Origin of the sequence: Clostridium sp. OF09-36 (genome assembly GCF_003481985.1) — a bacterium.
Classification (GTDB): Bacteria; Bacillota; Clostridia; order Lachnospirales; family Lachnospiraceae; genus Brotaphodocola.
In genome coordinates, this window is sequence record NZ_QUMD01000003.1 from 178401 (window position 1) to 192600 (window position 14200).

The following is a 14200-nucleotide window of genomic DNA, read 5'->3' on the forward strand; positions in this document are numbered from 1 at the left end:
AAATAGAAAAAGTGTTCTGGTCAGATATGTAATTATAGACATGTTGTTGGCAATGTGTTATAATTTATACATATGTTAGAGAAATAACAAACAAATCAAACAAAACCGGTCCGGGGAAACCTGCAGCCGGAGCGCAAATACGGAACCTGGTTTTCCGTAGGAAAAAGGAGGCAAAACATGATTCTTTCTGCGAAATATGAGTTAATGAGAAAGAACTTCCGCAACTTTGCGGAGACAGAGTTTACGACCGAGATCCAGGAAAGACTGGATAAAGAGGGCGGATTCGATTCAGAAATGTATAAAAAAATGGCAAAATACGGATTCCCTGGCATTAAGATCCCGGTTAAGTACGGCGGTCAGGGTGGTGACAGTCTCGCATATGTCCTGATGAATGAGGAGTTTTCACGGGTATGTCCGGTCCTTGCTATTTATGCAAACACCTCCAACTCCCTGGGCGGCGGCCCGCTCCTGGCATGCGGCAATGAGGAACAGCTCCAGAAATATCTGATTCCGGTAGCGAAGGGTGAGAAGCATATCTGCTTTGCACTGACTGAGCCGGGTGCCGGCTCCGATGCAGGAAGCATGACAACAAGGGCAGTAGAGGACGGCGATTATTTTGTATTGAATGGCCGTAAGTGCTTTATTTCCGGTGCCCCGATCGCAGATTACGCAGTCGTATTCGCAAAGACCGACCTGACCCAGAAGGGGGCAAAGGGCATTTCTATTTTCCTCGTAGATATGAAGCTGCCGGGTGTTTCCTGCGGAAAGCCGGAGGCAAAAATGGGTATCAACGGTTACCCGACCAGTGATATCGTATTCGAGAATGTAAGAGTCCACAAGAGTGATCTGGTAGGACCGTTAAATAAAGGCTATGCAGTTGCAATGTCCACGCTGGATGGTGGCCGTCTTGGTGTTGCCGCACAGTCCCTTGGTATTGCACAGGCTTGCCTGGAGGAAGCTACCAACTATGCGAAAGAGAGAAAACAGTTTGGCAAGCCGATCTCCTACAACCAGGGCATCAGCTTCATGCTGGCTGACATGGCAACTGAGATCGAAGCAGCACGCTGCCTGATCTACAACACCGCTATGGCAAAGGATGCAGGGGATAAGAACGCTTCCGTTATGTGCTCCATGGCAAAATATTATGCATCTGAGATGGCAAACCGCGTAGCGGCAAAGGCAATTCAGATCCACGGTGGTTATGGTTTCATCAAAGAGTACAAGGTAGAGCGCCTGTACCGCGATGCCCGCGTTATGACTCTGTATGAAGGAACCAGCCAGGTACAGCAGATCGTTATTTCCAGAAGTCTGTTAAAGTAGGAGGAAGCTTAGAATGAGAATTTTTGTATGTGTAAAACAGGTTCCGGATACCTCCGGAAAAGTTGCTGTAAAAGCAGATGGAACACTGGACCGTGCATCCATGCAGACCATCATCAACCCGGATGACCTGGCTGCTACCGAGGCAGCCCTGGAATTAAAAGACGCTACCGGATGCCAGGTAACCGTAGTTACCATGGGACCGCCGCCAGCAGAGGGCATGTTAAGAGAGCTGATCGCTATGGGTGCAGATGACGCAGTCCTGATCTCTGGCCGTGAGTTTGGTGGATCCGATACCTTCGCAACCTCCCAGATCATCGCAGGCGCACTGCACAACCTGGGTGTTGGTCCGGAGGATGTCATCTTCTGTGGACGTCAGGCAATCGATGGCGATACCGCACAGGTTGGCCCGCAGATCGCAGAGAAATTAAACATTCCGCAGGTTACCTACGCAGCAGACATCAAGAAAGAGGGCAACAGCCTGACCGTAAAACGTCTGCTTGAGGATGGCTACATGACCGTTCAGGTCCAGACACCTTGTCTGGTTACCTGTGTAAAAGAATTAAACGAAGTCCGTTACATGACCGTAAAAGGCATTCTGGAGTGCTGGGACAAGCCTCTGACTGTTCTGGACTACAACGCTTTGAAGGACGAGCCGCTCATCGATCCGACCACCATCGGACTGAAGGGTTCACCGACCAACGTATTCCGTTCCTTTACCCCGCCGCAGAAGGGTGCAGGACAGATCCTTGGCGGTACCGCTGAAGAGGCTGCTAAAGAGCTTGCAAGCCTGCTTGCAAAGAAACACGCAATCTAGGAACAGGGAGGAAGAAGAATATGTCTTATAATAGTGCTGAGATCAATGAATTCAGTGATATCTGGGTATTCTGTGAGCAGCGTGATGGCAAGCTGATGAATACTGACTTCGAGCTGGTCAGCGAAGGTAGAAAGCTGGCAGACGAGAGAGGTTCCAAGCTGGTAGGTATCTTACTTGGCGGCGAGGGAATCGAGAACACCGCAAAAGAGCTTGGCGGATACGGCGCAGACAAAGTGATCGTGTGCGCAGATAAAAACCTGGCAGTTTACACCACCGATGCATACAGCAAGGTACTGTGCGATGTGGTTATGGAGAAAAAACCGGAGGTTCTCTTAATCGGCGCATCCAACATCGGCCGTGACCTTGGTCCGCGTGTTGCAGCAAGACTTCACACTGGTCTGACTGCAGATGCAACCCACCTCGACATCGATATGGACCGCTATGTGCAGTTCTTAAAGGAGTCTTCTACCATTGATCTGGAAAAAGTAAAATTCAAAATGGATGATACCAACTTAAAGATGACCCGTCCGGCATTCGGCGGCCATCTGATGGCTACCATCATCTGCCCGCGCTTCCGTCCGTGCATGTCCACCGTACGTCCGGGCGTTATGAAGAAAGCAGAGTTTGACCAGGCTAAGCTGATGCATGTGAGATCGAGATGGCTCAGTTCTCCTTAACCGATGCTGATTTAAGAACCAAGGTTCTGGAAGTTGTTAAGGAAACCAAGAAACTGGTTGACCTGATCGGTGCAGATATCGTTGTCAGTGTAGGCCGTGGTATCAGCAAGGATCCGGAGAAGGGCATCAAGCTGGCAGAGGAGTTAGCAGAGGCTCTGGGCGGCGGCGTTGTAGGCGCATCCCGTGCAGTTACCGATGCAGGCTGGCTGTCTTCTGACCACCAGGTAGGACAGACCGGTAAGACTGTTCATCCGCGTATCTATGTAGCACTTGGTATCTCCGGTGCGATCCAGCACAAGGCTGGTATGCAGGATTCTGAGACGATCATTGCAGTAGACAGCAATGAGGCAGCTCCGATCTTCGAGTGTGCAGATTACGGTATTGTCGGCGACCTGTTCGAGGTAGTTCCGCACATGATCGAGGAGATCAAGGCAGCGAAAGCCGCAAAGTAAAAATAACGCACAGTAAATCAAAGGGGCGAAAGCTCCCGCAGCCGCCATGTATGGCGGCTGCGGGAGCTTTCACCCCTCGTTTGTTATCGCGTGATATTGTTTAAAAGGAGAAATTTTGGGCGGTTGACAGGTGGGAAATTCTGCCGTAGAATTGTGTCAAACAGGATTTAGAGTTTTGAATAATAGCGGCGGAGGAATGGATATGATCTATGCAAAGTCCGTGGAGAACCATCCGATCACATCGGATGAGATCTTTGAACAGATATTAAACAGAATCATCCAGCTGCGTCTGGAACCGGGGCAGCTGATCAGTGAAAACCAGATGTCAGCAGAATATGGTGTCTCCCGGTCAGTCATTCGGACTGCCTTTACGCGCCTGAAACAGCTGGGCTTTATTGAAATTTACCCACAGCGGGGAACGTATGTCAGTCTTATGGATCTGAGTCATATTGCCGATCTTCTGACGCTGCGTACTGCCGTGGAAAAGGAAGTGCTCGATGAAATCTTTGCTGATCTGGGTGAGGCAGAGCGCAGGCAGATGGTGGAGCGTCTGGAAAAAAACTTGCAGGAGCAGGAAAAATATAGGGATGAGGCGGACTATTTTGGCCGGTTCCCAGATCTGGATGCAGATTTCCATAAGATCATGATCGACAGCGTAGGGCGCAGTGCCATGATGCGCATGTTAGACAGCCTGATGCTGCATTTGTCCCGGTGGAGAAACTTTGATGTAGCGTTCGACAACCGTGTGCCGCAGCTGATCGAGGAGCATAAAAAAATCGTTGCCGCGATCCGGGAGGGAAATATCCAGAAGGCCCAGGAATGTATGGGAGAGCATCTGGAGACCATTACGGCGATCGCAGACCGGGCGACGGCCAAGTACCCGACCTATTTTAAAAATGGTTGACCCGGTTGGGCAGGGAAAAGAAGAGCCGGAAAACGTGAAAAGTGCGGATTTCCGGCTCTTTTCGTACTTTTCCGGCAAAAACAGTACGGGAAGCATCTGTTTAAAAATAAACAATTTCTGCTTAAGTTATGTAAACTAAAGGCAAAGGGAAAAACTGGAGAAAAAAAGAAATTAGAGAAAAACAACAAAAAAACAGAAGAAACTATTTACATCTATTGATAAATTTGATAAGATAAGAGCGTGAGTTAAGCCGTTTGTTGTCCAAAATAGGAAAAAGGACGACAAACTTTTTATGACGTTTATCTTGTATACTAGAATACCAAAAGTAAGCCACACAGGTGACGTCATTTTTATTTGCTCAAACTTGTTTAATTTTTAACAACTATAACACGCGAGCGGTAACATTTAAAATTTTGAAGAGGTGTCAGTTATGTATACACTGGGAATTGATATCGGATCCACAACCTCTAAGGCCGTCATCCTGAAGGATGGGGCAGAAATTGTGGCATCCTCGATCGTAGTAGCTACCGTTGGAACAGATGGTGTCAGCCAGGCACTCGACAATGTCATGAAGGAGAGTGGTCTTACACAGGCTGACATGGCCTGCACAGTGGCAACCGGCTATGGCCGCCAGACCTACGACGGTGCAGATTACCAGGTCAGTGAGCTGACCTGCCATGCCCTGGGTGTTCATTTTGTATGTCCGGGTGCAAGAACCGTCATTGATATCGGCGGTCAGGATGCTAAGGTCCTTTCTTTAAATGAAGAGGGACGCATGGTAAACTTCGTCATGAACGACAAATGTGCAGCAGGAACCGGACGTTTCCTCGATGTTATGGCAAATATCTTAAAGCTCGATATTTCCCAGCTGGAAACAGAGGCTGCAAAGGCTGTAAAGCCGGCCAGCATCTCCAGCACTTGTACCGTATTTGCGGAGTCTGAGGTTATTTCCCAGCTGGCGTCAGGAACGGACATCCCGGATCTGGTCGCAGGAATCTGCCAATCCGTGGCAACCAGGGTTGCTTCCCTGGCAAAGCGTGTGGGCGTCCGTGAGGAGGTCTGCATGAGCGGCGGTGTTGCACAGAATGGCGGAGTCAGAAATGCGATGGCCAAGGAGCTTGGCGTGGAGATCTACTACGACAAGCGTGCACAGGAGCTTGGAGCTCTTGGTGCAGCGATCTACGCATATGGGAAATCTGCCCAGGCATAAGTTATTTAAGAAAGCTTAACGCGTTCCTTTGCGGAGGAACGCGGGCTGATATACAGACCGGACAGGCGCCGCAAGACGCGCGGACGGCCAGAAGGCATTACCGGAAACGGCAATGCAAAAACCTATTTCAGGAAACAAAAACGAAAATGTATAAAGGAGGTTTTTCACAATGGCTGAAGAAGTAAAAAAGAGCAGACCGGCTCCAGATCCGAACTCGGCAAAGTATAAGCTGGGCCAGATCGCGGCAAAGGCTTACAGTGATGCAATGGAGGCCAAGAAACGCGGAGAGATGGTTGGCTGGTGCGCAAGTAACTTCCCGGTAGAGATCCCGGAAACACTTGGCCTGTATGTCTGCTACCCGGAGAACCAGGCAGCCGGCATTGCAGCAAGAGGCGGCGGCGAGAGAATGTGTAACGAAGCAGAGGGCGATGGCTACTCCAACGATATCTGCGCATACGCACGTATCTCCCTTGCTTATGCAAAACTGAAATCCGCTCCTGAGCAGGATATGCCGATGCCGGACTTCGTACTTTGCTGCAACAACATCTGTAACTGTATGATCAAATGGTATGAGAACCTTGCAAAAGAACTGAATATCCCGATGTTCATGATCGATATTCCGTTCAACCCGGATTACGAGGTATCCGATGCGGAGACCGAGTACATCAAGGCTCAGTTCTGGGATGTTATCCATGGTCTGGAAGCGTATACCGGCAAGAAATGGAGCGATGAGCGCTTCAAAGAGGTTATGGCTTCCTCCGGACGCGCAAGCCGCGCATGGATCGAGGCAACCTCCCAGGCAAAATATGTTCCATCTCCGTTCAACGGATTTGACCTGTTAAACCACATGGCAGTTATGGTTACCGCACGTGGTAAAGAAGAGGCAGGCGACGCTATGGAAACCCTGTTAAAAGAGTACAAAGAGAACCATGAAAAGGGCACTTCCACTTTCCGCGCAGAAGAGAAATACCGTATCATGTTCGAAGGTATTGCATGCTGGCCGTGGCTGCGTGTTACCTCTACCGGCTTAAAGGGCAGAGGCATCAACATGGTAACTACCATTTATGCTGACGCATTCGGCTTCATCTACGATGACTTTGACGGAATGTGCCGTGCATACGCAAACGTTCCGAATGCCATGAACCTTGAGCATTCCAGAGACAAACGTATCAAGCTCTGCAAGGATAACCATGTAGAAGGTCTGTTAGTACATACCAACCGCTCCTGCAAGCTGTGGTCCGGATTCATGCCGGAGATGAGCCGTCAGATCGGCGAGGCATGCGGCATCCCGGTTGTTTCCTTCGATGGCGACCAGGCTGATCCGAGAAACTTCTCTGAGGCACAGTACGATACCCGTGTACAGGGCCTGACAGAGATCATGGAAGCAAATAAAGGAGGGAAATAGAGATGGCAGCAAAGGAATTATTAGCACAGCTTCATGAAGTTGCTGCAAATCCCAGAAAACAGCTTGACAAATATCTGGCTGAGGGAAAGAAAGTCGTTGCAGTAACCTATTATACACCGCAGGAGATCGTTCATTCCATGGGTCTGGTACCGATGGGTGTCTGGGGCGCAGACATGGAGATCAACGAGGCGAAAAAATATTATCCGGCATTCATCTGCTCCATTATGCAGACCATTCTGGAGTTAGGAATCAAGGGTGAGTACAAAGGTATTTCCGCTATCATCATTCCGTCTCTGTGTGACTCCTTAAAAACTCTGGGACAGAACTGGAAATATGCAGTAAAAGACATTCCGTTCATCCCGATGACTTATCCGCAGAACCGTAAACCGGACTTCGGTATTAAGTTCACCAAGGCTGGCTACGAGAGAGTCATCAACGACCTGACCGTTGCAACCGGAGCACAGTTCTCTGAGTTTGCACTGGCTGAGTCCATTAAGGTATACAACGAGCACAACGCAGCAATGAGAGCATTCTCCGAGGCTGCAGCAGATGCAGATATCACAGCAGCAGAGAGAAGCGATGTATTCAAGAGTGCATGGTTCATGCTTCCGGAGGAGCACACCGCGATCGTAAAAGAGCTGACTGCAGAGCTCTTAGCCGGACCGAAGAGCACCCGCACCGCACGCGTTCTGGTAAGCGGTATCCTGGCAGATGCTCCTGGCCTGTTAAAGATCTTCGATGAGAACGGTATCCAGATCGTTGCAGATGATGTTGCAGACGAGACCAGACAGTACCGTACCGATACTCCGGAGATGGCAAATCCGGTCGATGCCCTTGCACAGAAATTCGCAAACATGGACAACTGCACACTGCTTTATGATAAAGAAAAGAAACGTGTGGATTACATTGTTGAGCAGGCAAAGGCACACAATGCAAAAGGCATCATCGTTCTGATGACCAAGTTCTGTGATCCGGAAGAGTTCGATTACGTTCCGATCAAGAGAGCATGTGAGAAAGCAGGTCTCATGAACTTAAATATCGAGGTTGACCGCCAGATGGTAAACTACGAGCAGGCAGCCACCATGATCCAGGCGTTCAAGGAAATGCTGTAACAAAATGTTGATCGAGAGGCGGGCCGGAATCGTCCGCTTTGCGATATAAAAGAAACTGTGGGAACTATGTCAGGCGGGAAGCCTTTCATAGAACAGGATCTGCAGAAAAAAATAGGGGGAAGACATTATGATCAGTAAAGATAAAATGTCCGTAACAGTAGGTGTTGCATTTGTGTGGTTTACGACACAGTTCGGCGGCGGTTTTGCATCAGGCAACCAGCTTCGTCAGTATTTCGTACAGTTCGGAATCTGGGCATTCGTAACCTGTATCATGACTCAGTTTTTGGGTGCTTTTTTCCAGTGGTATGCACTGAAATATGCAAAAAAGCATGAGGTATACGATTACAGAAGCTTTAACAACAGTTTTTACGGCAAGTACGCACCGATTTTTTCCAATCTGTATGAGCTGGTATATATTGTGACGATCTGCGTAGCTCCGGCAGCAGCATTCGCAACCGGCGTCAGCACTATGGAAAGTGCGTTTGGCATTAATCACTGGGTTGGAACGATCTTTGTAGGAATCTTTATTTTTGCGGTAGCTGTATATGGCACCAACGTAGTACGTAAAGTGGCTGCTACTTTATCGGTACTGATTGTTGCGGGACTGTTGATCGTTTATATTCCGAATATCATCGCACAGTGGGGTGATATTTCCGCAAACATTTCCGCGAGCATGGCAAATCCGGCACCGTTTGGCAAGGCACTGTGGATCGGCTTCGTATATGCAGCCTTCCAGCTGGCATCCATCGGTCTGTTAGTACAGCACGCAAAACCGTTCGCATCTCCGGATGACGCGAAGACCTCTATGGTTCAGGGATTTTTCGTAAACGTTCTGATTTGCCTGATGGCTGTTGTTGGTCTGATGGCAATCGCAAATGATCCGAACTTCGCAACCGAGAGCATTCCGCTGCTGATCCTGGTAAACAGAGGCGTAGCACCGGGTGTCCTTCGTCCGATCATTTCCATCCTGATCGTACTTGGCTCCGTATCTACTGCAGTAAACATGATCGCAGGTATGTCAAACCGTGTATGTTCTTCTCTGGACAAAAACTTTGACCCGACTGCAAAACCGGGCGCAAAGGTTATCATTGTCACCCTGATCTGTACCGTAGTAGCATTCGGTATCGCACAGCTTGGCCTGAACAAGATCGTTGCAGTTGGCTATAAGTACCTTGGATACTTAACCATCCCGGTTATCATGATCCCGTATCTGGTACATATGGTAGCTACCAAGTTCGATACCAAAGATTGAGATTCTGGAACATTATAATTCAAAAAAGGAGTGTAACATAAAATGAGCAAACCATTGGAAGGTGTAAAAGTTATTGAGCTGGCAACCTTTATCGCTGCGGCAACCGCAGGCAGATTTATGGCTGACCTTGGAGCGGATGTTATTAAAATTGAGTCCGCAAAGGGTGATCCGTTAAGATATACCGCTCCGTCTGAGGGACGTCCGTTAGATATGTATGAGAATACAACCTGGGATCTGGAGAATGGCAATAAGAGATGTATCTCCCTGAACATGAAAACTCCGGAGGGCAAGGAGGCATTCTTCAAGCTGCTGGATTCCGCAGATGTCCTGATCACCAACTGGCGCGTACAGGCTCTTCAGAGAGCTGGTCTTGACTATGAAACCTTAAAGGAAAGATATCCGAAGCTGGTTTATGCAATCTGTACCGGTTATGGTGAGTATGGTCCGGATAAGGATCTTCCGGGATTTGACTTTACCGCATTCTTTGCAAGAGGTGGATACTTTGAGACTCTGCGTCAGAGAAGCGATGTTCCGTTTAACGGTGCACCTGGTGTCGGTGACCACAACGTAGGTATGAACCTGGTAGCCGGTATTCTGGCTGCATTATATCAGGCAAAGACCAAGGGTGTCGGTGAGAAGGTTGAGACCTCCCTGTTTGAGAGTGCTGTATACAACATGGGCATGATGGTTCAGGCATCCAACTATGAAGGTATTGCACAGCAGTATCCAATCAACATCCGCAATGGTGCTAACCCGTTCAACTCCGCATGGCATACTGCAGATGACCGTTATATTCAGACCTGTATGCCGGATTACAACACTTATTACAAGAAGTTCATTGCAGCAGTAGGCCGTGAGGATCTGGTAGAGAATGAGAATTACTTCCCGATCCTGACCTGTCAGGAAAAGGGTCTGACTACGGAAGTTTATGATATTGTTATGGAAGCTTTCGAAAAGAAGACCGCAGCAGAATGGAGAGAAATCCTGACTGCAGCAGATATTCCGTTCGCACTGTGCCAGAACTGGATCGAGATCCGTAACGATAAGCAGGCAGAAGCAAATCACTGCTTCTACGATATGACCTATTCTAATGGCAATACCAGAAGACTGGTTCGTACACCTGTTAAGTTTGAAAATATGGGTGTTCCGGATTACAGACGTGGACCGTTAATCGGTGAGCAGGGTGTTGATGTTCTGAAGGAAATCGGTTATAATGATGAGCAGATTGATGCACTGAAAGCAAACGGAACTCTTTATATCTGGGAAGATCCGAAAAAAGCAGAATAAGAAATAAAATGAGTAAGTGTTCCTTATCATCTGAATAAGGAAACAGGGCTGTACGGACTTCATAAGTCCGGCAGCCCTCTGTGCGGCAATGACTTGTATACAAGTTGGAGATATCATGGAACTGATGAAAAAAACAATCGGACAGTATCTGAAAGAACAGGCAGCTGTCATCGGAAGCCATACCGCAATGGAAATGTTTGGATGGAGCTGTGATTTTGCCCAGTTAGATGAAGTTTCCGGCCTGCTGGCAGGCCGGCTGGACAAAATGGGAGTCACCCGGGGAACCCATGTGGGGATCTGGAGTCTCAACAGCCCGAACTGGGTATTTACCTTCCTTGCACTGGTGAAGATCGGAGCTGTGCCTGTCCTGATCAATACCTGTTACCGGGATGAAGAACTGAAGGGCATTTTAAATTATTCCGATGTAGAATATGTGTTTTGCGGAATGGGATGTAAAGACATTGTTTACGACGATGTGATCGCCCGGATCCGGCAGGATACGCCAAAGGTAAAGCGTTTCCTTCATTTAGATGAGAGGGAAGCAGGCACCTGGATGAGCGTGGAAAGCTTTGGAAACAGGGAGCGTTCTGCTGAGACAAGAAGCCATATCCTGGAATTAGAGAGCCGGGTAAAACCGGAAGATGCAGCCTGCATGATCTTTACCTCCGGAACAACCTCGCTTCCTAAGGGAATTCTTTTAAGCCATGAGCAGCTGATCAATAACAGCCGCGCCATGGTAGAGGCGATGCACTGGGGAGCATCCGATAAAATGTGCATTACTGTCCCGCTCTTTCATTGCTTTGGCATAACAGCCGGGGTGATCGCCTGTATCACAGGAGGAATGGACATGTGCCTGATCCCGTATTTCAGGACGGCCCATGTATGGGATGCCATTGAAAAGTATGAATGCACCATCTTAAATGGTGTCCCCAGCATGTTTCTTGCATTGATCCGCAAACCGCAGTATGCACAGCGGAAGGCTCCGAAGCTGAAGTCGGGCATTATTGCCGGGTCACCGTGCACGCCGGAGGATTTTCTGGAGATCTGCAGGAGATTCCCGCATATGCATCTTCAGCCGTCATATGGCCAGACAGAGACATCGCCCTGTATTGCGATCGCAGACTGGGACGATCCAAACGAAGTCAAGGCAGTATCCGCCGGACATGTGATCGGGCATGTTGAGACCCGGATCATGGATCTGGACAGCGGTGCCCTGGTAGCAGACGGGCAAGATGGTGAGATTCAGGTGCGTGGCTATAATGTCATGATGGGCTATTACAATCTGCCGGAGGCCAATGCAAAGGTCTTCACGGAGGACGGCTGGCTCAGAACCGGAGATGTCGGTCATTTTGATGAAAGAAAAGAGCTTCATATCACCGGGCGCATCAAGGAGATGATCATCCGGGCCGGGGAAAATATTTCCCCGCGAGAGATCGAGCATGCGATCCGCCGGTATGAAGGCATCGCAGACGTTAAGGTGGTAGGCGTTCCGGCCCAGGTACTCCAGGAGGAGATCGCAGCATGTGTGATCGCCAGACCGGGAGCCCGTATAAACCAGGAACGGATGCTTTCCTATTTAAAGAATCGTCTGGCAGACTATAAGGTTCCGGCCTATGTATTCTGGTTCGATGCATTCCCAATGAATGCAAGCGGTAAAATTGATCTAAAGGAGCTGCGCCGGGAGGCGGCAGCGCGTGCGGCAAAGCAGCGGGAAGCCTGCGAGGCGCACTAACAGGTAAGCGTATTGCCGGAGAAATCCGGTTTTGATACATAACAACATAAAGGAGGAAATAGAGCAAGATGGCAGACGCATTTTTCACAGAGCAGCATGAGTTGGTCAGAAAGCTGGCAAGAGAATTTGCAGAGACAGAGCTGACAAAAGAAGTCCTCGATAAAGTCGAGGAGGAGGAGGTTTTCCCAGAGGAAATCCTCGACAAGATGGCAAAAGCCGGTTTCTTTGGAATTAAGGTTCCGAAACAGTACGGTGGACAGGGTGGAGATGCCCGTTCCTACGTTATCGTAATGGAAGAGATCGCGAGAGTATCCGGTGTCGCAAGTATCTATGTTTCCTCCCCGAACTCCCTTTCCGGCGGTCCGTTCCTTCTTTCTGGAAACGCTGAGCAGAAGGAGAAATATTTACGTCCGGTCGTAACCGGAGAAAAGAAAGTCTGCTTCGCACTGACAGAGCCGGGAGCTGGTTCTGACGCAGGCGGCATGCAGACCACTGCAGTAAAAGACGGTGATTACTACATCCTGAATGGCCGTAAGACCTTCATCACCATGGCACCTCTTGCTGACTGGGCTGTTGTATATGCAAAGACCGATATGAGCATGGGAACCAAGGGTATTTCCGCATTCATCGTAGACATGAAGCAGGAGGGTGTATCCTGTGGTAAGCCAGAGAAGAAGATGGGTGTTGTAGGCTGCGCAACCAGTGATATCATTCTGGAGAACGTACGCGTACATAAAGACAACCTGCTTGGCCAGGAGGGCAAGGGCTTCATCAATGCAATGAAGACTCTGGATACCGGACGTATGGGTGTTGCTGCCCAGTCTATCGGTGTTGCACAGGGCTGTCTCGACGAAGCAATCAAATACGCAAAAGAGAGAAAGCAGTTCGGCCGTCCGATCGCAAAATTCCAGGCAATCGCATTTATGCTGGCTGAGATGGCAACCAAGCTTGAGGCAGCCAAGAACCTGGTTTACAAGACTGCATGGCTGATCGATAATGGTCAGGATGCTTCCATGGCAGCTTCCATGCAAAATTCTATGCATCTGAGGTCTGCAACGAGATCGCTGCAAAGACTGTTCAGATCCATGGTGGATATGGCTTCATCAAGGACTACAAGATTGAGCGTATGTTCCGTGACTGTCGTGTATTCACGATCTACGAAGGAACCAGCCAGGTACAGCAGATGGTAATTTCTGGTAAATTACTGAAGTAATTAGGAGGGAGCAGACCATAATGAAAATCTTAGTATGTGTAAAACAGGTGCCAGACACCACAGAAGTAAAGATTGATCCGGTTAAGGGAACCCTGATCCGTGAGGGTGTTCCGAGTATCTTAAACCCGGATGATGCAAATGCACTGGAGGCAGCTCTCCAGTTAAAGGATAAAGACCCGGAGGGAACCTCTGTTGCAGTCCTGACCATGGGACCGCCTCAGGCAACCTACATGCTGCGTGAGTGCCTGGCAATGGGCGCTGATGAAGCATATCTGTTAAGCGACCGTGTATTCGGTGGTGCAGATACCTGCGCAACCTCTACCACCATCGCAGCTGGTATCCGCAAGGTCAATGAGCTGGGCAAGGTTGACATCATCTTCGCTGGCCGTCAGGCAATCGATGGTGATACCGCTCAGGTTGGACCGCAGATCGGCCAGAGACTTGGTGTTCCGGTTGTTACCTATGTACAGGATTACAAAGTAGAAGGCGACAAGGTTATCGTACAGAGACAGCTTGAGGATGGCTACGAGGTCATCGAGGTTGGCATGCCGTGCCTGCTGACTGCAGTGAAAGAGTTAAATACCCCAAGATACATGAGCATTGGCGGTATCGTAGATGCTTACCAGAAAGAGATCACCGTATGGGATCACGTTGCAGTTGACCTGGATCCGGCAGACTGTGGACTGAAAGCTTCTCCTACCCGTGTATTCCGTTCCTTCACCCCGCCGCAGAAGGGCAAGGGCGAAATGCTTGAGGGCAGCATTCAGGAGATGGGTGCAAAGCTTGTAGGCAAACTGGTCGAGAAGCATTACATCTAAGCAC

Annotated in this window: 10 protein-coding genes and 2 pseudogenes; all 12 read left to right on the top strand. The window is 49.2% G+C overall.

Annotated elements, in window-relative coordinates:
* Positions 1-177 precede the first annotated feature (177 nt).
* Complete coding sequence (locus tag DXA97_RS04175) at positions 178-1320, top strand: acyl-CoA dehydrogenase family protein (protein WP_118718680.1); 1143 nt, start codon at positions 178-180, stop codon at positions 1318-1320.
* Positions 1321-1333: 13 nt separating this feature from the next.
* Positions 1334-2134 (top strand): acryloyl-CoA reductase electron transfer subunit gamma, encoded by an 801-nt coding sequence (gene acrB, locus DXA97_RS04180; protein ID WP_118718681.1) that lies wholly within the window; start codon positions 1334-1336, stop codon positions 2132-2134.
* A 20-nt stretch (positions 2135-2154) separates the two neighbouring features.
* A pseudogene (acrA, locus tag DXA97_RS04185) lies at positions 2155-3263 on the top strand (acryloyl-CoA reductase electron transfer subunit beta).
* Positions 3264-3465: 202 nt separating this feature from the next.
* Positions 3466-4167: a GntR family transcriptional regulator gene (locus DXA97_RS04190; protein ID WP_118718682.1), complete on the top strand. Its 702-nt coding sequence runs from the start codon at positions 3466-3468 to the stop codon at positions 4165-4167.
* A gap of 430 nt (positions 4168-4597) precedes the next feature.
* Positions 4598-5377, top strand: a complete 780-nt coding sequence (locus DXA97_RS04195) for an acyl-CoA dehydratase activase (RefSeq protein WP_118718683.1) — start codon at positions 4598-4600, stop codon at positions 5375-5377.
* A 169-nt stretch (positions 5378-5546) separates the two neighbouring features.
* Complete coding sequence (locus tag DXA97_RS04200) at positions 5547-6782, top strand: 2-hydroxyacyl-CoA dehydratase family protein (protein ID WP_118718684.1); 1236 nt, start codon at positions 5547-5549, stop codon at positions 6780-6782.
* A 2-nt stretch (positions 6783-6784) separates the two neighbouring features.
* Positions 6785-7894 carry a 2-hydroxyacyl-CoA dehydratase family protein gene (locus DXA97_RS04205; protein ID WP_118718685.1) on the top strand — a complete coding sequence of 370 codons (1110 nt, stop codon included), beginning with the start codon at positions 6785-6787 and terminating at the stop codon, positions 7892-7894.
* A gap of 127 nt (positions 7895-8021) precedes the next feature.
* A complete protein-coding gene (locus DXA97_RS04210) occupies positions 8022-9146 on the top strand; it encodes a hypothetical protein (RefSeq protein WP_118718686.1) in 1125 nt (374 codons plus the stop codon).
* Between the two features lie 42 nt (positions 9147-9188).
* A complete protein-coding gene (locus DXA97_RS04215; RefSeq protein WP_118718687.1) occupies positions 9189-10433 on the top strand; it encodes a CaiB/BaiF CoA-transferase family protein in 1245 nt (414 codons plus the stop codon).
* Between the two features lie 115 nt (positions 10434-10548).
* Positions 10549-12165 (top strand): AMP-binding protein, encoded by a 1617-nt coding sequence (locus DXA97_RS04220; RefSeq protein WP_182436793.1) that lies wholly within the window; start codon positions 10549-10551, stop codon positions 12163-12165.
* 68 nt (positions 12166-12233) lie between these two features.
* A pseudogene (locus DXA97_RS04225) lies at positions 12234-13378 on the top strand (acyl-CoA dehydrogenase family protein).
* A gap of 20 nt (positions 13379-13398) precedes the next feature.
* Complete coding sequence (gene etfB, locus DXA97_RS04230; RefSeq protein ID WP_118541787.1) at positions 13399-14196, top strand: electron transfer flavoprotein subunit beta; 798 nt, start codon at positions 13399-13401, stop codon at positions 14194-14196.
* The last annotated feature ends 4 nt before the right edge of the window (positions 14197-14200 follow it).

Bases quoted from the DNA above. Each gene is read 5' to 3' on its own strand.
- etfB (WP_118541787.1), top strand. From the start codon at position 13,399: ATGAAAATCTTAGTATGTGTAAAACAGGTGCCAGACACCACAGAAGTA.
- DXA97_RS04220 (WP_182436793.1), top strand. From the start codon at position 10,549: ATGGAACTGATGAAAAAAACAATCGGACAGTATCTGAAAGAACAGGCA.
- DXA97_RS04195 (WP_118718683.1), top strand. From the start codon at position 4,598: ATGTATACACTGGGAATTGATATCGGATCCACAACCTCTAAGGCCGTC.
- DXA97_RS04200 (WP_118718684.1), top strand. From the start codon at position 5,547: ATGGCTGAAGAAGTAAAAAAGAGCAGACCGGCTCCAGATCCGAACTCG.
- DXA97_RS04210 (WP_118718686.1), top strand. From the start codon at position 8,022: ATGATCAGTAAAGATAAAATGTCCGTAACAGTAGGTGTTGCATTTGTG.
- DXA97_RS04215 (WP_118718687.1), top strand. From the start codon at position 9,189: ATGAGCAAACCATTGGAAGGTGTAAAAGTTATTGAGCTGGCAACCTTT.
- DXA97_RS04190 (WP_118718682.1), top strand. From the start codon at position 3,466: ATGATCTATGCAAAGTCCGTGGAGAACCATCCGATCACATCGGATGAG.
- acrB (WP_118718681.1), top strand. From the start codon at position 1,334: ATGAGAATTTTTGTATGTGTAAAACAGGTTCCGGATACCTCCGGAAAA.
- DXA97_RS04175 (WP_118718680.1), top strand. From the start codon at position 178: ATGATTCTTTCTGCGAAATATGAGTTAATGAGAAAGAACTTCCGCAAC.
- DXA97_RS04205 (WP_118718685.1), top strand. From the start codon at position 6,785: ATGGCAGCAAAGGAATTATTAGCACAGCTTCATGAAGTTGCTGCAAAT.